Annotated in this window: 17 protein-coding genes; 15 read left to right on the forward strand and 2 right to left on the reverse strand. The window is 47.5% G+C overall.

The annotated features are described in order from the left end of the window. Positions 1–4: 4 nt before the first annotated feature. From CS562_RS20760 to CS562_RS20775, 4 genes are all read left to right on the forward strand, one after another. A complete protein-coding gene (locus CS562_RS20760; RefSeq protein WP_099858086.1) occupies positions 5–1399 on the forward strand; it encodes a GldG family protein in 1395 nt (464 codons plus the stop codon). After that, positions 1396–2415 carry a DUF4340 domain-containing protein gene (locus CS562_RS20765; RefSeq protein WP_180287194.1) on the forward strand — a complete coding sequence of 340 codons (1020 nt, stop codon included), beginning with the start codon at positions 1396–1398 and terminating at the stop codon, positions 2413–2415. Before CS562_RS20760 ends, CS562_RS20765 begins: the two co-directional genes overlap by 4 nt. 234 nt (positions 2416–2649) lie before the next feature. Continuing rightward, entirely contained in the window at positions 2650–3630 is a 981-nt protein-coding gene (locus CS562_RS20770) for a YhcN/YlaJ family sporulation lipoprotein (RefSeq protein WP_099858088.1), read from the forward strand. 310 nt (positions 3631–3940) lie between these two features. Then, positions 3941–4165: a helix-turn-helix domain-containing protein gene (locus CS562_RS20775; RefSeq protein ID WP_017692532.1), complete on the forward strand. Its 225-nt coding sequence runs from the start codon at positions 3941–3943 to the stop codon at positions 4163–4165. A gap of 510 nt (positions 4166–4675) precedes the next feature. Here CS562_RS20775 and CS562_RS20780 read toward each other — a convergent pair. After that, positions 4676–5029: a hypothetical protein gene (locus CS562_RS20780; RefSeq protein WP_099858089.1), complete on the reverse strand. Its 354-nt coding sequence runs from the start codon at positions 5027–5029 to the stop codon at positions 4676–4678. Positions 5030–5272: 243 nt separating this feature from the next. Between CS562_RS20780 and CS562_RS20785 the strand changes: the two genes are divergently transcribed. The 4 genes from CS562_RS20785 to CS562_RS20800 all read left to right on the forward strand — a co-directional run bounded on the left by CS562_RS20785 (position 5273) and on the right by CS562_RS20800 (position 8566). Then, positions 5273–6136: a MurR/RpiR family transcriptional regulator gene (locus CS562_RS20785; protein ID WP_099858090.1), complete on the forward strand. Its 864-nt coding sequence runs from the start codon at positions 5273–5275 to the stop codon at positions 6134–6136. Between the two features lie 4 nt (positions 6137–6140). Further along, a complete protein-coding gene (gene nagB, locus CS562_RS20790) occupies positions 6141–6869 on the forward strand; it encodes a glucosamine-6-phosphate deaminase (protein ID WP_099858091.1) in 729 nt (242 codons plus the stop codon). Continuing rightward, on the forward strand, positions 6866–8080 hold the full coding sequence (nagA, locus tag CS562_RS20795; protein WP_257219563.1) for an N-acetylglucosamine-6-phosphate deacetylase: 1215 nt from the start codon (positions 6866–6868) through the stop codon (positions 8078–8080). The genes nagB and nagA overlap by 4 nt, the downstream gene beginning before the upstream one ends. 114 nt (positions 8081–8194) lie before the next feature. After that, positions 8195–8566 carry a hypothetical protein gene (locus CS562_RS20800; RefSeq protein WP_076290821.1) on the forward strand — a complete coding sequence of 124 codons (372 nt, stop codon included), beginning with the start codon at positions 8195–8197 and terminating at the stop codon, positions 8564–8566. Positions 8567–8999: 433 nt separating this feature from the next. Here the strand turns inward: CS562_RS20800 and CS562_RS20805 are convergent, their stop codons facing one another. Then, positions 9000–10355 (reverse strand): dipeptidase, encoded by a 1356-nt coding sequence (locus tag CS562_RS20805; RefSeq protein WP_099858092.1) that lies wholly within the window; start codon positions 10353–10355, stop codon positions 9000–9002. Positions 10356–10585: 230 nt separating this feature from the next. On the opposite strand from CS562_RS20805, the gene CS562_RS20810 reads away from it, so the two are divergent. The 7 genes from CS562_RS20810 to CS562_RS20840 all read left to right on the forward strand — a co-directional run bounded on the left by CS562_RS20810 (position 10586) and on the right by CS562_RS20840 (position 23367). Continuing rightward, on the forward strand, positions 10586–12988 hold the full coding sequence (locus CS562_RS20810) for an AraC family transcriptional regulator (RefSeq protein ID WP_099858093.1): 2403 nt from the start codon (positions 10586–10588) through the stop codon (positions 12986–12988). A 331-nt stretch (positions 12989–13319) separates the two neighbouring features. After that, a complete protein-coding gene (locus CS562_RS20815) occupies positions 13320–14249 on the forward strand; it encodes an ABC transporter permease (RefSeq protein ID WP_257219570.1) in 930 nt (309 codons plus the stop codon). Positions 14250–14288: 39 nt separating this feature from the next. Then, positions 14289–15176 carry a carbohydrate ABC transporter permease gene (locus CS562_RS20820; protein WP_024632531.1) on the forward strand — a complete coding sequence of 296 codons (888 nt, stop codon included), beginning with the start codon at positions 14289–14291 and terminating at the stop codon, positions 15174–15176. An 18-nt stretch (positions 15177–15194) separates the two neighbouring features. Continuing rightward, positions 15195–16700 carry an extracellular solute-binding protein gene (locus CS562_RS20825; protein ID WP_099858095.1) on the forward strand — a complete coding sequence of 502 codons (1506 nt, stop codon included), beginning with the start codon at positions 15195–15197 and terminating at the stop codon, positions 16698–16700. A 229-nt stretch (positions 16701–16929) separates the two neighbouring features. Further along, the gene (locus tag CS562_RS20830; RefSeq protein ID WP_099858096.1) at positions 16930–20238 is read left to right on the forward strand and encodes a glycosyl hydrolase; all 3309 of its coding nucleotides are present in this window, start codon (positions 16930–16932) and stop codon (positions 20236–20238) included. Between the two features lie 73 nt (positions 20239–20311). Further along, positions 20312–21133, forward strand: a complete 822-nt coding sequence (locus CS562_RS20835) for a polysaccharide deacetylase family protein (protein ID WP_099858097.1) — start codon at positions 20312–20314, stop codon at positions 21131–21133. Positions 21134–21189: 56 nt separating this feature from the next. After that, positions 21190–23367, forward strand: coding sequence for a glycoside hydrolase family 88/105 protein (locus CS562_RS20840; protein WP_257219564.1), 2178 nt, complete (start codon positions 21190–21192; stop codon positions 23365–23367). The last annotated feature ends 113 nt before the right edge of the window (positions 23368–23480 follow it).

The raw sequence follows: 23480 nt of genomic DNA on the forward strand, positions 1-23480 counted from the left end.
GAAGATGAAAAAATGGTTGAGTCATACCAACAGTACCGTGCTGTCTGTAGCGGTGATTGGCATCTTTATTTTGCTGACCCTGTTTCTGAATTCACTTGGCGGGTTCCAACTGGATCTGACCTCGAATAAACAATATACCTTGTCTGACCAGTCTCTTACCGCGATCAAAAATGTAAAGGAAGACGTCAACATTCTGGTGTTAACCGTCGAAAATGCGAATAATACGGTCTTGAACCGGGAAGTATCGGATATGGTTCAGGAATATACGAAACGCAACAGCAAACTGACGATGAAGCAATATAATCTGACGCAGGAGCCTACGCTGGCCTCCAAATATGGTATCACAGGCAGTTCCATTGTATTAGAGCAGGGCGATCAATATAAAGTCATTGATATCGCCAGTCTGTTTACGGCTGTCGGAGATGGAAGCGATGGATCGTACCAGTTCACAGGTGAGGAAAAGTTGACACAAGCGCTAATGAATCTGTCTTCAACGGAGATGCACAAAATGGTCTTCCTGACAGGACATGAGGAGCTTGGCCTGGATCAACTGACTACGCTGCGCTCATCTTTGGAACAGAATAATATCACGACAGAAGAACTTCAGCTGAATCAGGCAGGTCAGGTTCCAGAAGATGCGGACGTACTCGCAATTATTGGGCCACAGCGGGATATTAGTGATACTGAACTGAAAGCTATTCGGACATATCTGAGTAACGGCGGTAAATTGCTGTTATCCCTCGGTTTTCACGAAGACATGAAGTTGACTTGGAAAAATATCGATGCACTCATGACGGATTATGGTGTGGTTGATGAGCATGCAGTCATGGTGGATAACCAGCAGGCCAGCACAATGGGCCCACTGTGGGTTGTGCCGGAGTATGGCACACATGCCATCACGGATAAACTGTCAGAAAGCAAACTGTACCCGATGTTATCCCTGTCCATTGCTTTGACGAGCAAAGAGCAGGATAAATACACGTTGTCGCCGCTTATTCATTCATCCGATGAAAGTTATGGCGAGACTAATATTGCAGGTTTATTGCAAAACGAAACAACCAACGATCCGGATCAGGATGTACAAGGTCCTGTTGAGCTTGGATATGCGGCGGATACAACAGATGGCAAACCGAAGGCTGTAATTCTGGGATCATCCATTTTCATGCAGGACTCGGAAATAGTGAACGGTGGTAACCGAGATTTTATTTTGAATACCGTCAACTATTTAAGTGAAAAAGAAGATGGAGTAACGATTCGGCCACGGGTGCAATCCGGTTATCAAACGGCGTATCTGGATGGTCAACAAGCCAGAACCATTTTCTTCGTGGCGATTGTCGCATTCCCGCTCATCTTTGTTATGATAGGTGTACTCTTATGGTGGAGGCGCAGACGTGTATGAAAAAATGGGTCCCAACGATTTTAGTCTTATTGGTCTTGATTATCGGGTGGGTCTATGCGGCCAGTCAAAATTATTTTCGTGAAGAGGAAGCGGAGAAGGTCAAGTTGCTCGGTATAAAGTCTGCCGATATACAGTCGATCACGATTCATGATAACAATACAGACACATCAGGTGCTTCAAAACCCTCATCTTCACAATTGGAACTAAAGAATGGTGTATGGAGTATGGTGGAACCCAAGGCCTATCCTTTGAACGGGTATACGGTTAGCAGCTGGCTTGATGCCTTAAGTGGTGCGGATCAGGAACTGGTTGTAGAGAAGGAGCCGAAGGACCTCGATAAGTATGGATTGGGTTCAGATGCAACGTTGCTCGATATCCAGCTAAACGATAACCGTGAGATCAAACTGAGCATCGGTGGCCAGCTGCCAGCTGATGACGCTCGTTATGTGCGGGTAGACTCCGGACCTGTTGTAGCTGTACAGACGGAATCCATCAGCAATATAGAATTATCACGGCAGGATCTGCTGGATACGACTCCGTTTAATCTGGATGAAACGAATGTCATTACACTGGAATGGGAAGGCGAAGCAGCCACCTGGATGCTCAAATCTTCGTCAGATGAGGGTGCGGCAGATCAGACGTGGACGCTTAATGGTGAAGCGATTGAAGCTACAGATGCTGTATCTCTGATTGGCAAAATCAAAAACCTGTCCACAGCTGACGATGTGCGCAAAGCTTCTGAACTGAAGGGAACCGTGCCACGCTTTACTTTATCCGTTGAGCAGAAGGTTAATGGAGAAGCTGTTACGGATGTGTACCGAGGGCTTACTATTCCATCAGAACCGGATCAGATCTGGGTAGTCACGCCGGACGGTCAGTGGGCCTATCCAATGGATGCAGCTAGTCTGAAGGAAGCTGAGCAGTTTCCGAATTCGATCAAAAAATCAGCATCAGCATCATCTTCGAGTGAAGATAATGCTGATGCTGATGCGAATTCCTCCTCCACATCCAATTAAGTGAATGGCTCCTTCAACATGATAATGAAGGTTCACACTAGAACAGGAAATCGAAGGTTATATGGAGCGGTGCTGCACTTTGTGCAAGCATCGCTTTTTTATTTTTTATGTAATAGAGAAATCGTTTGAGCCCAGATAAAGGAGGCTAATGTTCCATATCCTTTCAGCATATCGCATTGTACAGAAGAGCATCCTATCCTTGTGACCAAAACCAACATAATTGGAGGATGAGACATGCCAGCAGCCAAAAAGGCGACAGCAATCAGCTTATCTTTGTCTACTGCAATCTTCGTAATGGCTGGATTGACGGGTTGTGGAACGAGCACAAAAGATAACAATCTGCATACCCAAAGTGTTCGTCACGAAGTGAAAGGCATCAACCGTTATGGTGTTGAGTCCAATGGGATGGATGGTATTCGTGCGAAAAGCTATCGGACGCATAACGTCACTGACCTGAAATCAAGTGACGAGCTGGCTAAACGTATTTCAGAAATGAAGGAAGTAAAGTCCGCAAGTGTTATGCTGACTGATCGTAACGCATATGTTGCAGTCCGTTTGACAGATGGTCACACTGGCAAATTGGAAAGCAAATCTTTGCGTAACCGTGCAAATGGCACTATGCGTACAGAAAGCATGGGTCAGGATATGGGCGGTTTGCGTGTAAATGGTGGTAATGGAACCATGTCTCCATACAGCACCAGCGGCATAGCTCCGGGATTGAACACGGATGCAGCTACGGATCGCAGCCACATGGGCAATGACCGCAGCATCTATGGAACCATGGGAACTGGATCGTATGGAATGATGCGTGGTCTAACTAACAGTGGCAATGCACGTACAATGACAGAAGGTCCACGTACAATGAGCGAAGGTCGCTACGGGATGAAGAGTGAAACATCACGTATTGATAGCACGGATGATAACACCTCCGAAGAGATTAAATCCAAAATCTCGGCGAAAATCAAACAATTTGCACCTCACGTGGAGAACGTATACGTATCAGCTAACCCGGACTTTGTACAACATGTGGAGAGCTACGCCACAGATATCCGTAACGGCAAACCGGTTAGCGGCATGATTAACACGTTCCAATCGATGGTTGAACGTATTTTCCCAACGAATGCGTTGAACACAAATCACCGAGACGGCGTGCTTGATGATGGCATCATGAATCGTAACAACAAAGACGGCATGTTGAATCGCATGAATCGGTAATTTAGATTGAACAAGATGCCTTTGCGCTGATGGTCAACATTAGTCGCGAGGGCATGTTTTTTTAAAAGGAATATTGATAATAACGATTAAGAAGATAATTCATAGTATGCCCATATGATACTTAGTCCCAATTGACGATTCCAGATTACTACGTTTGTGTACCTTCATAGTGATTATTCATTCAAATTTCAATTCACTGCCCATTTTTTTGATAAAACTGAACCAACGCCCTTGACCTTACATAAGATGAGTTGACTGTATCCCCTTAACCTTGTTACACCAACACAACCCAGGCAAGGAGGGGTGAACATTGAAGGGTATCGATCATAAAAGCAAATTTCTGTTGACCCACCGTGAACGCGAAGTATTCGAATTACTGGTTCAGGACAAAACGACGCGTGACATCGCAGGGCAGTTATTCATCAGCGAGAAAACGGTGCGCAACCATATTTCGAATGTGATGCAAAAACTCAATGTTAAGGGTCGTTCGCAAGCAGTTGTCGAGCTGATTAAGCTCGGAGAACTGAAGATCTGACGCGATACTGCACAGTTGATTGAAGCAGCATGAAAGTCTTTTTCTATTCTTCATCATGAAGAATGGGGAAAGACTTTTTTGTTTTAGGTGGAAAGCAAAAACAAGCGAATTCCTAAAATGAAGGAATCGCTTGTTTTAAATAGTCATTCTCAGAAGTCTGAATTCAGAAGCTGCTGAGTGCAGTCCGCTATTCTGCTTAGCTCGGATTTAGGATAGCCTAGCCGCTTTGTCTTTTCGCAGCACCACCAGCAGGAACAATGTATTTTCCCTTTTGCAAAAATACCTTCGAACTTGTAGGACCAACCGTATCGTACAGCAAGCTGTTTTTTTCGTTGAATAACACGCTTTCTGTGATGCCTGTAATAGGCTTGATTTCTTTGCTGAGATTTCATGGATCATCACGCTCCCTTGGGAAAAGGCTCAGCCCGCAGAAATTCCAAGGGTACAGAATGCTACGGGCAGAGCGTGATGGGAATCACAACCGTAATCGTATATGGCATAAGGGTTCACCTACATATGGTTATTGGAATGCACCTCAATAAAGGATCTCCATTGTTTCTTTGAAAAAGGCTGATAGTAGAGCTGCTCCAATTCACCGTATTGTGTTTCATCTAAGTGCAGATAGAGTGCTTTTTTTGCAATTTTGGCAGCAGGTTGGAAGGAAGATTTTGAACCGCCAGTTTTACGTTTGATTGGAATATGAAACTGCAGCAAGTCTGCGAGGTTATTCCAACCTTCCCAGCTCAGTCGCGCTCCACGCTTCCAGTCGATGGCATAGAGGACATAGTATTTACGAGCTTCGGTCTGTTTTATGGCAATAATCCAGGTGGAAGGAATCATTTTTTGACGTTGTCGTCGATTCATCGAGTGTACTCCTTCCTTAGAAATGAAATGTCCACATTCACTTCAAGGTTTATCTCCAATATAAGCGGAATCCCACTCCTTAATCAAGAAGATACATTTTTAAAAAATTTATCATACATACCGTGAATACATGGTTAAAATCCTCTTGATTTGCAATAACGTATTGATTAAAATGAAAATATAAAAATAATTTTCTTTATTTATAATGAATTAATAAAAATAATTTTCATAAAAGGAGAGCCCATGGCAGCCATACTACATGCGTTGCAGCAAGAGCTGAATGAACTTCCGTCTCAGGAACGACGAATTGCAGAGGTGATTTTACAGTCCCCATCTGATATTCCTGGCTGGACCATTAACCATCTTGCACAGCAAAGCGGAACAAGTGCGGCTACGGTAACCCGCTTTTGCAAATCATTCCATTTCAAAGGTTTTCCTGATTTCAAAATGAAGCTGGCCGCAGAATTGTCCCATTCCACCAATGAAACAGCTTATCAGGATATCGTGGCAGGTAATCCTTTGTCCAAAATTGTGGAAGCCATTGAAGCCAATCATCTTGCATCCATTGCGGACACCACCCGTTTGCTGGATCTAGGAAGGCTGGAGCATGCAGTTCAGTTACTATGTCATGCCCGTCGTATTGATCTCTACGGTGTCGCAACCTCTTCCATTGTTACGCAGGATTTCTACCAGAAACTTGTGCGGATCGGCAAAAGCTGTACTGCCTTCTCGGATTCACATATGCAAATTACGTCGGCTTCTTCACTGGGTGAGGGAGATGTGGCGATGGCGGTATCTTATTCGGGTGAAACGCCGGAGACGATCGATGCCTTGCATTGTGCCAAACAGGCGGGAGCTTCTACCATTTCACTGACATCCTATGGCAATAACAAACTCGCGGCGGTGTCGGATATTCCGCTCTTTACGTCCTCGTTGGAAGAAGGCATGAGGCGCGGGGATATGGCTTCACGTATTGCATTGCTGCATGTCGTCGATATTCTGTTCACGGGCATGGTTAGTGCCGACTTTGACCGTTTTATCCCCAAATTGGAACAATCGTATCACAATGTACAGTCTTATCGAGTTCAACATAACGGAGGTGCCTAAGAAGATGAATATACGTATTTTTGAAAATGAAGAAGATTTGAACGCAACGGGTGCAGGTGTGATTGCCAGTTTGCTACAGACGAAACCCCGGGCTGTACTGGGGCTTGCGACTGGAAGTTCTCCTGTGGGTATCTATAAACAGCTTATTGCTTTGTATCAAAAAGGTCTGGTCAGCTTTGCGCAGGCATCTTCCTTCAATCTGGATGAATATGTCGGTCTTCCTGTAGACCATCGCGAAAGCTATCGCAGCTTTATGAATGAACAATTGTTTTCCCATATTGATATTGATCTCGCCAGAACCCAGGTGCCGAATGGACAGGCTTCGGATTTAAATGAGGAGTGTGTTTCCTATGAACAACGGATTGATGATCGTGGACCAGTAGATCTGCAACTGTTGGGTATCGGGCATAATGGCCACATTGGCTTCAATGAACCCGGAACCGAACTCACAGGACGAACACATGTGGTGGATCTCAAAGAAGAGACAAGAAAAGCAAACGCCCGCTTTTTTAATCATATTGATGAAGTTCCGACTCAGGCCATCACGATGGGTGTAGGTACGATTCTAAAAGCCAAACAAATCTTGCTGATCGCCCGTGGTGAGGAGAAAGCCGAAATTATTCGTGAAGCCTTTATGGGGCCGATTACAACACAATGTCCCGCTTCGCTGCTGCAATGTCATCCCAATGTGGTGGTATTGCTGGACCGTGCTGCGGGGAGGTTGGTGAAATGAACGTAGAACCTATGGAAAACCAGGAGCAAGAGAGTGAAAAAACCATTTCTCTTCTTCGAGGTAAAATCGTACTGCCCGATGGTGTAATGGAGGATGGTGTACTCGTCTGGACAGAAGGGAAAATCCTTTATGCTGGCGCACCCGAGGGACTATCTGAACAGATTCGCCGTGAAGCCGTATCTGTGCCTGTTTCCAAACATGGCGTCATTGTGCCTGGATTTATAGATATCCACGTACATGGTGGTAATGGAGAAGATTTTATGGACGCAAGTAAGGAAGTATTGGATAAAATCACTTCATTCCACAGCACACAGGGAACTACTGCAATGCTCGCAACGTCCATGACAGCGCCCAAAGACAGTCTCGATCGGGTATTGTCTGAAGTGGATAGTTATCGTTCCGGTGACATGCCTTTTGCACAGTTGGAAGGTGTACATCTGGAAGGCCCGTTTTTCAGTCCTAAGTGGCCCGGCGCACAAAACCCGGATCATATCGTGTTGCCTAATGTGTCCTGGCTTGAGGCGTGGGAAAAACAATATCCGGGCCTGATTCGTCAAGTCACCCTGGCGCCGGAACGTGAGGGAGCGCTCGAAGTCATTTCGTGGCTGCGTGAGCAGCGAATTACAGCGGCATTAGGACATACAGATGCGACCTATGAAGAAGTACAGCTTGCGGTCGAAGCCGGGCTGCACCATGCCGTGCATACATTCAATGCGATGACACCGCTGCATCACCGCAATCCCGGAGCTGCCGGCGCAGTGCTTAGTGATTCCCGCATCAGTGCAGAGGTCATTGCAGACGGTATCCATGTGCATCCGGCGGCGATGTCTATTTTGGCTCAACTGAAAGAACAAGCAGATCAGCTTGTGTTAATCACAGACGCGATGTCTGCTACCGGGCTGGATGATGGTGAATACAAAATTGGCGATCTGCCTGTGATTGTTACGAAAGGTGTGGCACGTTTGAAAGACGGAGGCCAACTGGCAGGAAGCACGCTCACGATGATTCGTGGTTTCCGCTATCTGGTACAGGAAGTAGGCTTGAGTCTGAATGCAGCGTCACGCGCAGCCAGCCTGACGCCGGCACGTCTGCTCGGCATTGATCACCGCACGGGTTCCTTTGCTAAAGGCAAACAGGCGGACGTCGTTTTGCTGAATGGTGATTTGAAAATTGAGGAAGTGTGGGTGAAGGGCAGACGAGTTGGCGGTTAATTCTACATTTGTAGTGTTGTCGTGTGCCTCAACAGGCAATAGCTTGCGTAATGTGTTAAAATAGATCTCAAAAAAGCCGGGATCTGCGGATCACGCATTACGGAGGCGTGAAACATGGAACGTAACGCTATGCTCGAATTCGACCCGTTCATCACAGAGCTGGCGGAAAAGCTGCACGTACACGGATATTATGCCTTTTATGGCGAGCACTACAATGAGACCGATATGGAGCAGTACCGTAGACACCTGTTCACCTCATTCAGCAATATCGTATGGGTGGAGCTGGATGCACGCAAAAAGTATATGATTGTGGATCACCGTGGACGCAACACGGTCATGAAGTTAATTGACGGTATGCTGAACACCCGTAGAACGCTGCGGGCCAATCTAGCGATGGCTGGCACAGACACCTCCGGAGTCCAGCAGGAAATCACGCATATGATGCAGCTTGTGCATATGTTAAATTTCACAACCTTCCGCTCATAAGTAGAGGATACAGGATTAAAATCTAGAGGATGTCTCCGGAAGTTTGTATACTTCTTCTAGTCACAACGCTAACGAATCTGTCGCACCAATTATAAAAGGGGCGTGCCGTCATGAATATAGACGGCACACCCCTTTTATCTATCTATATATCTACCTACTATCCTTCATTTGTAAAGTAGGTTCAATCTTAAAATAAGTCATGGAAAAGCTGCAAAGTAGTGAAGGAGACGAAATCGATTCTGAAGAAGCGAAGCGTTCGCCTAAAAGCTTTCTGCAAGAAAGCTACTTCGGAAGCATATGCTATCCCTGGATTTCACCTTTGTCAAAAGGGAATCAAAGAAATCCGGGGATAACAGCGATCGAAAGAACGATTCGTATCCGTAACGGCCACTTCGCACGCTGACCAGCACTTATTTTTGAAATGAACTAAACTTTACAAACTTTTCAAAAACTGAACAATTGTCAACAACCCTTTATCAAAATTCTCCAGGTTGAAATGCTCATTCGGTGCATGCAGATTCTCATCTGGCAAACCGAAGCCCATCATAACAGCCGGAATACCAAGCACGCGTGAAAGTTTCTCCACGATCGGAATGGAGCCGCCATCTTTCGTAAACAGGGCACGAACCCCATACACTTGTTCATAGGCATCAGCTGCTTTTTGCAGTACTGGATCAGATGGATCAGTGTTGAACGCAAAGGCTTTCTCAATCTGTTTCACATGTAGCGTTGCGCCTGGTTGAACATGAGCGCGCAGATGTGCTTCGATACGGTCCAGCACCTGCTGTGGATCTTGATCCGCAACAAGGCGGCATGTAATTTTGGCATGAGCTTCCTTCGGAATAACGGTTTTGGTGCCTTCACCTTGGAATCCGCCCCATACGCCATTCAGTTCCAGCGTTGGACGTGCGCCAACACGTTCGACGAACGAGTAGCCTTCTTCCCCGTATAATTGCTCCAGTCCGAGGTCTTGACGAAGCTGTTCTTCATTGAAGCCTTGCTTCACGAACTCTTCTCTCATCTCAGGAGAGAGCGGCAGAACACCATCATAGAAACCATCTACACTCACGCGGCCTTGCTCATCATGCAGCGAAGCGAGCAGGGATACCAATGCGTGCAGTGCGTTCGGTACACCGCCTCCAAATGAACCAGAGTGCAGGTCAGTATTGGCTGTGTTCAGATCCACTTCGAGTGAGCAAAGACCACGCAGACCTGTGGAGATCGCCGGTTTTCCTTTTTCGAGCAGGGACGTATCCGAGATAAGTACCATGTCTGCACGTAGCTTGTCTGTATTGTCATTCAGATAGATCGGCAGGTTCGGGCTGGAGATTTCCTCTTCGCCTTCGATGCAGAATTTCACATTAACGGGAAGTTCCTTGTTTTCGGCAAGCAGTGCTTCAACCGCTTTGATATGTAAGAAGATTTGTCCTTTGTCATCCGTAGCACCACGTGCAAACAGTTTGCCATCACGAACGGTAGGTTCGAATGGAGGTGTTTCCCACAGGTTAAGCGGATCGACAGGTTGTACATCATAGTGTCCATAGATCAGTGCAGTAGGTTTGCCGGGTGCATGCAGGTGATCTGCATATACAATCGGATGTCCCGCTGTTGGAATAACCTCTACATTTTCCATACCTGCACGAGTGAGTGCATCTGCAGCCCATTGTGCTGCACGGTTAATATCCTCTTTATGCGTCGAAATGGCTGAAATACTTGGAATGGACAACCATTCATTCAATTCTGCCAGGTGTTTCTCTCTATTTTCTTGAAAATAAGTTTGTTCCTTCATTAAAAGGCCTCCTTCATGTTTTGCTTTATCCTATTGTAATCCATTTTGATGCGTTAATAAAACATTGGTTAAAAAATGATCTGATACATACCGTTTCATTCCCCTGGAAATTATGCGTATAATACAAGAAACGGATTTCATCCATATATTCTCATGTAAACCATTCCGCAGGGGAGTTGAGGGAGTTCCCATGACAGTCAGACCTTACGCAAACAGGCAGGTGAGCGCTAATGGAACCAGTTAGGAAGGGAAGACCCTCCAGCAGACTCACGCGTTGGCCAGGGTTAACCACAGGACGACATAAAGGGCGTTTTTATCGAAATAGTTTGATGCTTATTTTGCTCATTGCCAGCATTCCCGGACTGATTACAGGCATCGTGATGTACCAGTTGGTCGTTGGCCGAATGGAAAATGAATTTAATCAGATGCACCGAAGCCAGATTGAGAACCGGGCGCGCAACGTGGACGACCAACTCGCTTATCTGGAGATGACCTTGTCCCATTGGGCTTTTGAACCCAGGTTTGGCAATGCGCTGCGAACGCTGGATTTTGTGTATTATTTCAACGAAACACAGGAGATCGTCACCACACTGTACGTGCTGCAAGGCTCTCATCCGCTCATCAAATCCGCGCAGCTATATTTACAGGAACCGAAACCGATTTTGTTTAATCGCGATTATAACGAGTTGAAGGATGATGCAAAAATACAGGCCTACGACCGCTATCTGACGATGGGGAACCATGTGTATTGGACAGACTGGATTGCGAGCCAAAGCAGTGATAAAGCATCTCAAACGAATGATAGTATACTGCATACCGATCCGGGTAATGCAATGGTTCTTGTACATAAGATTCCGGGTGAAAGCATTAATCCATTTGGTGCGCTGATCATTACGCTGGATAATGAGAAAGTCGCCAGTTTGTTGAAAACGCTTACTCCTTATGATGAAGGGTTAACGTTCCTCATGGACCAGCAGGGCAATACACTGCTTACCGGTAATCCGGTTGCAGGGAAGGCTGACCTTGCTTTTGAGCAGCAGCTCAAAGAAGAGGTAACCCTGCATGCAGACAACCATTCATTCCTGTTCAAATATGAGGACGAGACCTATTCCGTGTCCTATGGATCACTGAGTCGAATTGATTCGGACTGGACATATGTCTCCGCAGCTCCGCTGACATCGGTGACCTCGCCAGTGAAGCTCGTGTCCAAAATCATCGTCATTGCAAGTGCCGGCAGTCTTGTCCTGGGGTTGCTATTATCCTGGTTTGCTTCACGCAGAATATATTCTCCCGTAGCAAGGATGCTCCATTTATTGACGCCGGGCAGGAATGAAGCGACAACAGACACCAGGCTGGATGAATTCCAGCTGCTGGAACAACAGTGGAACGAATTGACCTCGCAGAGCCTGACCGCCCACCGGCAATTGCAGGAGCAGCTTCCCCATTTGCGGGATAGTTTTGTATTACAACTGGTGCAGGGGCATCTGTATGCCTATAATGAGCAGGATCTTCAGCAGCGGATGAGGAATCTTGGGTTTGAGGTGGACGACCAGCAGTTTTTGCTGCTTCAGATGTATTTTACGGGCTATGCCCAGCTGCAGGGGAGATTTGGGAGCCAGGACACGGGGCTGGTTACCTTTGCGGCGGTTAATATCATTGAAGAAGTTGCCAAAAATTATTTTAGTCAAATTAGTGTAATGAACTTTCACGACCTGTCTTCAGCCATGCTTGTGATTGCACCTGAGGACGAGCCTGTGAAGTCACACGCATTGTTATGGGGTCAGGAATTGGTGGAGGTCATTGGTCAGACATTGAGAATGAACGTGACCGTGATGGTGAGCCGTCCGGCCGCGTCTCCTCAGGAATTGCCGGGATTATTCATGGAGATGGAGCAGGCGGTTGCCTATCGCAGCGTGGAAGACGGGAGCCAGATTCTTGATCTGGAGGATGAGCAATGTTTCCGCAGAAAGGAAGAAGCCTCCTACCCATTGGGGCTGGAACGTGAGATCCTTCAGGCGATCAGACTTGGGAAGAAAAATGAGGCTGAGCGTGTACTGGAGCAATTTATGGCCGAGATCACCCGAGCAGGCAGTTCCGAATTCCAGGTGCAGCAGATGATGCTTCAATTGCTGGGAAGTATTCAGCATATGATGCTGCAGACTGGGGTAACGCCTTACAAGCTGTTTGGTGGCTGCAACATGTATGAGCGCTTATCTACGATTCGCGAACCAGCACAAATGATGAAATGGATGATCGGAGAAGTATTGCTGCCATATGTGCAGGAGATCGAGATGCGTTCCCAGGAGCCGATGAAGCAGGTCGTGGAACGTACGATGTTGTTTATTGATGAGAATTATAGAAACGAACTTTCCCTGGAAAGCTGTGCAGATGCGGAGCAGATGACCCCTTATGCATTAAGCAAGGCATTCAAGCAAGTATCGGGCATGAATTTCATTGATTATTTAACACGAGTACGAATGGATGCGGCGAAGCAATTGCTGCGTGAGACCACGATGAAAATCAATGATATCGCAGGCGCTGTTGGATACCAGCACAGTTACTTTAATCGGATTTTCAAGAAACAGGAAGGCTTAACGCCGAGCCAGTATCGGGATCAATGGCTAGGTAAATAAACCTGTTCATAAGAATTCATCATTGACCGGAATCCCGATTCATGGGACTCCGGTTTTTCATGTTTTATCTCGGAAACAAAGAAGGATAATGCTGCAAAAATGTGCAATAACCTCTGCCAAAATATATCCAAATTGAAGGAGGAATGGCGTTATAGCGGGCTTTCGGACCACTTTGCACAACCATGCAAAAAATGAAGGTTGCCGGAAACAAGGCAGCTGTATAGTCTGAGTAACAGGTCGATTGATAACGCTTACATAAATAGGGAGGGGAGACATTATGAACGGGAAGACGGACTGGAATGAAAATGGCGCTACAGCAGCTCAAGTGGAAATGGCCGCATTGCCGATGAAGCGGGAGTCCAACTGGAAGAGGCAGATCAAACGAAATAAATGGCTGTACGTGCTTGTGCTTCCCGGATTTTTGTACTTTGTCATTTTTAAATACTTGCCCATGTGGGGGATCGTTATTGCCTTCCAGGACTATCAGCCTTTTCTGGGTATTCGCGACAGTCAATGGGTGGGCATAGAGAACTTTACGAATTTCTTCTCCAATCCAGACTTCTTCCGATTGCTGAGGAATACGCTCGTCCTTGCCCTATATGATCTTATATTCTTTTTCCCGGCACCGATTATTATCGCTTTGTTACTCAATGAAATCCGGGTCGCTTTCTTCAAAAGAACGATTCAGACGCTGGTCTATGTACCTCACTTTGTTTCCATGGTCATTATCGCGAGTATCACTTATGTATTCCTGACTCCACAAGGTGGGGTACTCTATGACCTGATCTCCTGGATCACAGGCAAACCGATCGATGTATTGGCAAGTCCGGGGTCATTCCGTCCGCTCATTATTATTCAGATGATGTGGAAAGAGATGGGCTGGGGAACGATTATCTTCCTGGCGGCACTGGCAGGTGTGGATACAGAGCAGTATGAAGCTTCGATTGTGGATGGTGCAGGACGATTACGACGCATGTGGCATATCACGCTCCCAGCGATTCGCACAACCATTGTCATCTTGCTCATTCTCAGGCTGGGGAACTTTCTGGATACCGGTTTTGAACAGATCTATCTGATGACCAACTCGCTGAATCGTGATGTGGCAGATGTATTTGATACGTATGTATACACCGTCGGAATTACGCAAGGTGCATTCAGTTACAGTACCGCGGTTGGGTTATTCAAGTCTGTGGTCGGAATTATTCTGGTGCTGGGCAGCAACAAACTGGCCAAGAAATTCGGGCATCCCGGAATCTATTAAGAGCATGTACGTCATCCATTGATAAGGAGGAAATCGCCCATGAACAGCCGTCTATACAACAGCCCTGCCGGCAGAGTATTTGATATTTTCAATTACGTCATGCTGGGGATTCTGGGCATATTAACCGTCCTTCCTTTTCTGTATATTATAGGAAATTCATTCGCGACCGAAGCAGAGATTACCGAACGCAGTTTTTTCCTTATTCCGAAGGTGTTTTCATTCAGTGCGTATGAGTATATTTTTTCCTCGTCCACCATCTTCCGCAGTATAGGGGTATCAATATTTGTTACGGTTGCAGGTACATTGGTCAATCTCTTCTTCACGCTGACGATGGCTTACCCGCTGTCCCGAAGTGACTTCTGGGGCCGGAATGTCATGATGAACATGGTGATTTTCTCCATGCTGTTCGGCGGCGGGATGATCCCGACCTATCTCGTCATTCGTGGACTTGGACTTCTGGATTCCTACTGGGCCCTCATGCTTCCTGGCGCGATCAGCGCTTTTAACTTAATTGTTGTCAAAAACTTCTTTCAACAAATGCCGCCAGGGCTGGAGGAAGCGGCCCGCATCGACGGCTGTTCGGATCTTGGGGTACTGTGGCGAATTGTTCTGCCATTATCCAAACCGGTGATTGCCACATTTGCGTTATTCTACGCCGTAGGGCACTGGAATAACTTTTTCTCGGCACTCCTGTACATCTCTGACAGTGACAAATGGCCACTGCAAGTCATGCTGAGACAGATCGTATTGCTCTCGCAAGCCAGTGTCGGAGATATGGCGAACATGGACCCTAATTTTGTACAACCACCAGAGCAGTCGATCAAAATGGCAGTTATCGTCGTAGGTACTATTCCGATTTTGCTGGTTTATCCGTTTTTGCAGAAGCATTTTGCCAAGGGTGTCATGTTAGGTTCAATCAAAGGCTAAAGCCAAGGGGGAGAACGTATGGGACAAAAGACGGGATTCAAAAAAGGTGCATTGCTACTCTCTGCATCATTGGTACTGAGTACGGTTCTGGGAGCTTGCTCTACGGACAAAGCAGGTTCAGGAACAGCTGCGGGAGGCACGGATCAGATCACGATTATGCTTCCGAACTTTGAAGCGGAGAATCCGCCCGATAACAGCCCTGTGGTTCAGAAGCTTGAAGAATTGACCAAGGTGGACGTGAATTTGCAATGGGTACCGAGCAGCTCTTATGAGGACAAATTCAATATCACGCTGGCCTCGGGCAAGCTGCCCGATGTTATGGTTGTGCTTGGTAAGTCCCCAAGTTTTATTAATGCGGCTCGTACCGGAGCTTTCTGGGAGCTTGGACCTTATTTGAAAGACTATCCGAACCTGAGCAAGATGAATGAAATTATCACTAACAATGCTTCTATCGATGGCAAAACCTATGGCATCTACCGCGCACGTGCTCTGGGACGTAACGGAGTCACGATCCGCAAGGATTGGCTGGAGAAGCTCGGTCTGGAAGAGCCAAAGACCATTGACGAGTTCTACAATGTATTGAAAGCGTTCACGAAGGATGATCCAGACGGCAACGGTAAAGACGATACCTACGGTCTGGTGGCGAGCAAATTCACGGGCCCTTGGGATAACATGCAGATTTGGTTTGGTGCACCCAACAAATGGGGTGATGATGGTAATGGAGGTTTGATGCCAGCGCATGAGACTCCAGAATATATGGAAGCTCTGAAATTTTTCCGCCAAATCTATAGCGAAGGTCTGGTCAACAAGGACTTTGCCGTGATGGATGCAACGAAACTACCTGATCCTTTTGTAAACGGGCAAGCAGGTGTCATGGTGGATGTAGCGGATAACGCACAGCGGATGGATCAGAAGATACTGGAGAAAGATCCGTCAGCGACTGGACATGTGGATGTACTTCAAGCGATGGAAGGTCCAAAGGGATTACGCGATATGCCAACATCCGGCTATTCCGGTATGATTGCAATTTCCAAAAGCAGTGTCAAAACGGAAGAAGATCTGAAAAAGGTGCTGAGTTTCCTGGATCAACTGAATGAACCTGAATTGCAGGCGCTGCTAGGGAACGGTCTGGAAGGCAAGCAGTATGAGAAAAAAGAGGGTTACGTCATTCCGACCACTGACAAACTGGCGCTGAGAGATGTACAGGGTCTGAATCAGATCCTCATGTTTATTCCAGAGGACAAAACACTTCGTGTGCAGCAGACCCCTGTTCGCGAAAAAGTTGCACAGGTGCAGAAAGCCAATGAGGAAATCGTCATTGCTAATCCTGGCGAACCACTGATTTCCGATGTGTATGCCCAGAAAGGACCACAGCTGGATAACATCATCAATGATGCCCGTATCAAATTCATCGTGGGGCAAATTGATGAAAAAGGCTTCCAGGATGCTGTTGCATTGTGGAAAAGCAGTGGCGGCGACGACTATGTCAAAGAAGTGAATGAGCTGTACGCTGCACTGAAGTAGTTTGATGTTCCAGAGCCCGGCAGCCTTGCTTGTAGTGCAAAGGTGCAGCCGGGCATTTCCGTATATGCATAATTCAGGACAATTAAAACCATCTTCCTCTTTTTTTGTGAATTATAGCTTCCAGTCTTTGGATTTTGATGTATAATCATTGAAAACAAACCTATTTGAACTTAAATGAACGTTATCGGTAAATGGACGACCATTCTTGCACATACAGGGAGGAAGCGACATGTGGAACAGGGATGCATTTGAAAATCCCGAGGCGCAGTACCGGGTTCATCCCTTTTGGTTTTGGAATGGGGATATGGAAGAAGGGCAAATCAAACGGCAAATAGCCGAAATGTCTGCACAGGGCGTAGGTGGTTTTTTCATCTGTCCACGTCAGGGGCTAGAGATTCCCTATCTGTCCGAAGCATGGTTTGACAAGGTACGGATTGCAGTGGAAGCGGCGGCCGCCTGCGGCATGCAGGTATGGTTATATGACGAGTATCCCTATCCAAGCGGGATGGCCGGCGGTGAGGTGACACTTGATTTTCCTGAGGCGAAGCAGCGCCAGCTTGTACATCAGCAGATTTGTGTTCATGGCGAAGAAACAGTGGATCATGAGTTGCCGTGGGGTCGATTTTTAGTGGCGAAGGCAATACCCAAGGATGCGCAGGGCAAACGATTGTGGCATGAATCCATTGATTTGCGCAGTAACATCGGCAATATCCAGACTGATCAGGTATATCAGGAGACAGGACTCACGTCGTATAATCGCAAGCGGTTTTTTACATACCGAACGGCTTTTCGCCTGTTATGGAAAGCTCCCGCTGGGGAATGGGACGTGATTATATTTCAGGAAGAAGAGATGGATGATTTCAAATATTACGGCAACTTTGTAGACCCGTGTCACAAAGAAGCGATGAGCCGTTTTATTGAACTGACCCACGAACGGTATAAGGAAGCCGTTGGAGAACAGTTTGAAAGCGTAATCAAAGGCATGTTCTCTGATGAAATTGCGCCGCTTGGGCGTATTCCTTGGTCTCCACAGCTTCCTCGATTTTTTAGCGAACGCTGTGGTTACAGTCTGATCGAGTCCCTACCTGCTCTACTGCATGGCGATGTCCCAGACGCAGAACGTATCAGGTATGACTATTATCAGTCGCTACATCTGCTGCTCAGGGAGTCGTATCACAAACAGGTACATGACTGGTGTGAAGAGGCAGGGATTCAGTATGCGGCAGAAGTGCCCGGGGTACGGATGACCACGCAGTTGTTCAGTCATATGCCAGGTGGAGATTCGGCACATGAGAAAATCGGACGCCCCTTATCCTGGATTCTGGAACGGTATGGCAAAAAAATGCGCGACAACCCGAAGATGGTCAGCTCGCTTGCCAGACAGCTTGGCCGAAGCCGTAATCTGATTGAGTGTTTCCACAGTGTAGGCTGGTCGATGACCTTACAGGATGCCAAATGGATGATTGACCGGATGGCAGCCATGGGCACCAACTTTTTTAACTTCCACGCCTTTTTCTATACCATCGGCGGACTTGCCAAGCATGATGCACCGCCATCCCAGTTTATACAGAACCCGTATTGGCGTCATTTCCGGCAGCTGGGAGATTACACGGGACGTTTAAGCTATCTGATGAGCACCGGGACTGCGGACATTCGTATTGCTGTGCTTGATCCAACGACTACGTTCTGGAGCCTGATGGGCAATCCGCTTCACGGATTCGAATATGGCGGAGAAGACGAAGCAGAACGGGCGAAGCTGGATCGTCTCACGAACGATTGGATGCGGATCACCTCGCATCTGGTCGAAAACAGACGTGACTATGATCATCTGGACCCCGAGCTGTTAGCGGAAGCTGTGCTGAATGAGGGTACAATTCAGATTGGCGTTGCACGTTATGAAGTGCTGATTCTTCCACCGATGCTGAACCTGGAGGCAGCAGCCTGGCAGCAGGTGAAGCTGTTCGTAGAACAGGGGGGAACGGTCATATCGGTAGGCATGCCTCCGCATGTAGCCATCCAGAGAGGAAGCCCTGCAGGAAATGAGGCCGCTCAGTTCTTTGGCGCAGGCAACCAGCCGCACGAGGCATATTGGGGCAATGCGGAAGAAACAGGTCATGAGAGCAGCGAATTGATGTGGCAGCAGGGACAGGGGAATGCCTATTTTCTACCTGCTGGAACAGGTCGCGGGGATGACTTCTCCTTGGAACTGATCTCCCTGCTGCTGGATCATGTACTGCCCGAACCGATCTGTTGGATCATGGAAGAAGAAAGTGCGTCGCTGCTTATGCAGACCCGTCAATTATCGGACGGAGAGTTTATGATCTTTTTGTCCAACCAGGAAGGACAACAACTTGAAGGGCAATTGAAAATAGTAGCCAAGCGCTTATGGACGGATTTGGATCTTTCAGCGGGTACACGTCTGCTGGCGGAACGCCTCGATCTGGAGACAGGACAGCGTGAATTATTGCCGTTTACCAGCAGTGGTGGTGAATGGTGCATTTCGTTAAAGCTTGCTCCCTATGAAGCACATGCGGTGAGGCTTACTTTACAACATGCTCAAGAGGCATCAGAGGGGAATCGTTTAGTTACTGAGACTGAGAACGCACCCCATACCATTCAGCTTCCTTCGGAAGGGCCATGGCGTCTGGAAACCGTGCAGTCCAACACACTTCGAATGGGACAGTTCAACGTAACAGCTTCCAATGACAACGGTGTAATTTTTGAACGTAATCATGCTGCAGTCAAACCGTTTATTGACCAGGCGGCTGAATTGTCGGAGAACCATCATCTGCCGCTCCAGTTTAATCAGGTATTTGGTACACCGAAGAAAGCATCCGTTGCCTATCCAATCGAGTGCAAGTATACGACTACATTTGAGCTAAGAACGGCATTGGCAGAATGTCTGTTATTCATGGACAGGGCAGCGATATCAGGTGACTGGACCATGGATATCAACGGAAAACAGATCGGACCTGATCAATTTGAGCCGATTGAAATTAATGATCACCATAATATTGGCTGCAATATAACAGAATTGTTGCGCAATGGTCTGAATGAAATAACCGTTACCGTACAGGTCATGAGGGATGAAGAAGGTATCGTTGATCCACTGTATCTGCAAGGTCGGTTTGGCGTGGAATTTCATCATGAAGGCATGGTCTCTCTCGTTCGTGAGCCGGATACGTCGAGCCGAATTGGGCCTGAGCCACAGCCGTTTTATCCCCATTTTGCAGGAGAGATGAGTTACAAACGAAGCTTCTGGGTGGATCAGTCTGCTGAAGAGGTTGCGTCCTTTGAACTGGAATTCAATGATTGGCAGGTGCAGGATGTGGTCGAGGTACGGGTGAATGGTCACACTCTGGGCGTTCGATGCTGGTCTCCATATCGCTGGACGGGAGAAGCCTCGTGGCTGCGAGCAGGGGATAACGATATTGAAGTACGAGTTACCAATACACTAATTGGACTGCTGGAAGGTACGTATTTTGACTCGGGCAGCCACAGTTTGCAGGAAGCCGGTCATATATCAGCTGAAGAATAAGCCTCACAAGATAAACGGATATATTCCTTATGGAGATAGAAGGATAAGCAGTTGAAATGGGAGGAGTAAAAAGATGGGGCATCGTATCCAGTTTGACCGCTACCCAGGTGGTGTGATGAAGGCGTTGACGTTCAGTTATGACGATGGTGTGGTGCATGATCGCAGACTGGTGGAAATTTTCAATCAGCATGGGCTGCGGGGCACATTCAATCTGAATTCCGGTACGCTGAGTAAGCCTGGCCGAATTGAGACGACAGAAGTTGCGAAGTTGTATGCCGGGCATGAAGTGGCTGTGCATACGGTCACCCATCCCACATTGCCTTATGTTCCGGATGAGCTGCTGACCGAAGAGATCATGGAAGATCGGAGATCGCTGGAACAGCTTGTCGGTTATCCGGTAAGAGGTATGGCCTATCCGAATGGCGGTTATGACCGTTCACTCAGCACCAAGCTCGAATGGCTTGGCATCAATTATGCACGCACGGTTGAATCCCATGGCAGGTACACACTGCCTAAGCGGCCGCTTGAATGGCATCCAACCTGCCACCATAACCATGATTTGGCGGCCCATGCCGAACGATTTATCCAGCATACGAAGACAGGTACGCCACTCTTGTTATATGTATGGGGTCACAGCTACGAATTCAATGATAACGACAATTGGCAGATTATAGAGCAGTTTGCTGAGAAGATTGGCGGCCGGGACGACATCTGGTACGCAACGAACATCGAAGTGATTGCATACTGGAAAGCGGTCAAACGTCTGGAGTGTTCAGCAGACCGGTCGATTATCCATAACCCATCGGCCATCTCCATCTGGTTTACAGCGGATCAGCAGGTGGTTGAAGTGAAGGCTGGCGACACATTGCGACTAACCGAACGAATCAAGGTATAGGAAGGGAGCTGACGATCATTCGTTATTTTCATGAAAACGAGGCGATTGCAGGCAAGGTGTATGATTCAATTCCGGATATTTTGACTACTGTGGCACAGCGTTATATTGGGGACCATCCGAAACACTCCTTTCTGTTCCGAGCGTACCATCGTGAAGGCTTCCGAAGACTTGGGGATTATCGTTATGATCTGAATCTGGATGCCAAGTGGAAAGAGGCTGGTGCAGGACAGTATGTGTACGTATGGGGCAAGTTGTGGAGCCAGCAGGAGGCCACGTTAAATACGGGACTGAACTGTTATAGTCCGGTGACGGTCTATGTGAACGGAGAAGAGATTTTCAAATCGGAGCTATTGCAGGAGTTATTTCCCGAGCGAAGAACCCAGATTCCGATTTCCGTGAAATATGGCTGGAACGATGTGCTGCTTTGTTTTGTAAAAACAGAGGTGGGATTCGGCGGGATTTACGGAACAGCCTCATTTAAAAACTTTCCGCTTCACTTCCTCACACCAGGTGTGGATCGCCAAGGTCAGGAGGGCTGGTTGTACTCCGAACCAGTCGATGAACCTTTATCATCACTCCCTCGTGATGGCATGACTGAAGCAGAAACGGGCCTCTCCTGGTATCCGCACAGGGACTGGACAGAAGGGGAACAGAACGCTGGAGCTTTCGCCAGAATCTTTGGGACAGAGCAGCCTGCTGTTGCGTACGCATGGTCCAAACTGGATGTCATCCAACCGGGATCGTCACCTGTTCTTTTGCAAGGGAAACATGAAGGTGCCCTCACCCTGTATGTTGATGGCAAGGAAATATATTCCGCTGGGCAAAGCGGCAATTTCCGCATTGAACTGCCTCGCCGCTACGGTCCATCTGATCTGGTAGCGAAAGGCGAAACCAAGGCTGGGTGCAAGTTGTGGGGATTCACCTTGGAAGATGCGAAGGATTCCACTGCAACGGGATGGAGATTAAGACCACCTCATCCGGTTGCAGGATGTCCCGATGCGTGGCTGTATACGGGTGGATTTTCCCCAGGCTCTGAACCATCTCCCCAAGACATCGTGGTAACAGATACTGTATTTGATGATGGAGCCCAAGGTGTATACTGGCATGTTGATCTACCTGAAACGAGTGTCCGGCCCTATTTGGAAAATACCCATTATGGCAAATGGAATTATCCACTCGGTGTTACTCTGCTTGGACTTCTACAGATTGGACAGGAGTTGGGACGTGACGACTATGTTCAGTATGTGCGGGACCATATCGGCCTGAGTACGTCGTTTGACCGTTACGGTCTGTGGGATCGGGAAGGGTACGGCGCCGCGGGAATCAATAATCAGCTGTCTGCAATCGACAGTCTGGATGATTGCGGTTCGTTTGGATCTACTTTGCTGGCAGCGATGGAACTCGGCGACATTCGTGGAGGCAGGGATACCGCAGATCGTATTGCGGGCTATATTACGGATGAACAGGAACGTCTGGAAGACGGGGCCTTTTACCGTGTTCGTGGTAGCGGAGAGATGCGCCAGGAAACGATGTGGTGTGATGATCTGTATATGAGCACACCTTTCCTGATGCGGTACGGCCAGTTGACGGGAGATACTTCTTATTGGGAGGATGCAATCAACCAGTTCCTGATGTTTCGCAAATATTTGTATATTCCCGAACAACAGATCATGTCCCATGTGTATGATTTTGTGCGTGGACAGGCGACAGGTATACCATGGGGGCGCGGGAACGGATGGGTTCTGTTTTCGCTAACCGAACTACTGTCGATTCTGCCAAGTGATCACGTCAAACGGCCAGAACTGCTGAGCTTCTACCGGGATTTATGTCAGGGGTATCTGGCACTGCAAGGTGAAAATGGTCTCTGGCATCAGGTGCTGAACCGCCCGGATTCATATGAAGAAACCTCCTGCACGTCGATGTTCATCTACGCTTATGCCCGCGGTATTCGTGAAGGCTGGCTGGAGCAGCCAGAGGCCTATCTGGATGCGGTGCGCAAAGGATGGGAGGGCATGACCCATCTGTCCATTGATTATAAAGGCAACGTCTACGGTGTATGCCGGGGTTCCGGTTACTCCTTTACCGCACTCTATTACCGGGATGATTTGGGATGGATTCTGAACGATACGCACGGTATCGGCATTGTGCTCTTGGCCGGGATTGAGGTGTATAAAATGAACCAGCAGCTAAGCCGGATTTCGCTCGACGCTTCGGTTACAGCCGTGCAGCACTGATGTTTGATTAATCCATATGAAATAAAATAAGACTATTTAGGCAACTTAATTGCCTAAATAGTCTTATTATTGTTCTATTGCCACAATTTTTCTGTATATTATGGATCATACAA

The sequence above is a fragment of the Paenibacillus sp. LK1 genome, assembly GCF_002750415.1.
Classification (GTDB): Bacteria; Bacillota; Bacilli; order Paenibacillales; family Paenibacillaceae; genus Paenibacillus; species Paenibacillus taichungensis.